This is a genomic window from Allopusillimonas ginsengisoli (assembly GCF_004153455.1).
Classification (GTDB): domain Bacteria; phylum Pseudomonadota; class Gammaproteobacteria; order Burkholderiales; family Burkholderiaceae_B; genus Allopusillimonas; species Allopusillimonas ginsengisoli.
Genome location: NZ_SDQE01000033.1, coordinates 1 through 1,086 on the forward strand (window position 1 = coordinate 1; position 1,086 = coordinate 1,086).

Annotated in this window: 1 protein-coding gene; it reads right to left on the reverse strand. The window is 63.0% G+C overall.

Annotated elements, in window-relative coordinates; all coding sequences use genetic code 11:
• The coding region (locus ERE07_RS21790) for a hypothetical protein (protein WP_167671059.1) at positions 1-1,086 on the reverse strand (1,086 nt) is incomplete at both ends.

The following is a 1,086-nucleotide window of genomic DNA, read 5'->3' on the forward strand; positions in this document are numbered from 1 at the left end:
TCAGATCGCCCACCGAGTTGTTGGTGATGCTGACATCGGTGGTGGCGCGGCCCAGGAAGTTCTCATCGACCTGCAGGCCGCCCTCGATGCTCACATTTTTGCTGCCGTTATGGTTCAGGCTGACCTTGTCGGCATTGATCACGCGGATCGCGGCCGGGTTGGCAGCGTTGCCGATGCTGCTGGTGGCGCCCTGCAGATTGATCTCCAGCGTGCTCAGCGCGGTGCCGTCGTAGTCCACTTCCACGCCCTGGGCCAGGTTGCCCTTGACGTTGAGCGTGGTCAGCGTGCTGTCCATCGCGTCAAAGTCAGCGCGCGCGCTCGAGGCGTTCAGGTCAATGGTCTTCAGGCCATCGACATTGGCGCCGCTAAAGTGCACCGCGCTCAGGAAGGAGGCCTCCAGCGTCTCGACATTGCGCATCGTGGGCGCGCGGTTCGCCTGCCCGCCCTCGAACGTGGCGATCACGCGGTCGTTGCCCGCCCCGCCATTGATCACATCACCGCTGGCCAGCGAATTGCCCATGTTCAGCGTATCGTTGCCCGAGCCCAGCGTAACGGTCATGGCCTGATCCGAATCGGACACGTTCAGGTTCAGATTGGCCGCAACCGTGGCCGCGTTCAGCGTGGTCAGGGTTGAATCGAGCGCGCCTTCGATACCGAAGTTCAGGCCACTGGTGCCGCCCGAAATGTTCAGCGTCGTGGTGCCATCGCCCACCAGTGCGGCCATGTTGGACTCGTGGCCCGCGCTCTGGTCTGCGATCGTCAGGTTGATGGTATCGATGCTCGCGCCCGCGTCGGCATCGATCACCACCGCCGCGTTCACTTCGTTGACCGCCAGGTTGACTTCCCCGCCGTTCACGCTTTGCCCATCAAAGTTCAGGTGCACGGTGTCCTGGGCGCGGATGGCGTCGCTGACCGTGTACTGGGTCGAGGCGTCCTGCAGGTCTTGCAGCGTGACGTCGCCCTTAACGTTTTGCACCATGAGCTGGCTGATGTTGTCCCAGCCGCTGGTGTCCACGGTGACATCACCCGTGGGCTTGATGGTCACTTTCTGCGCGCCATCAATGGTGGTGCCCGAGTAGCTGTCGG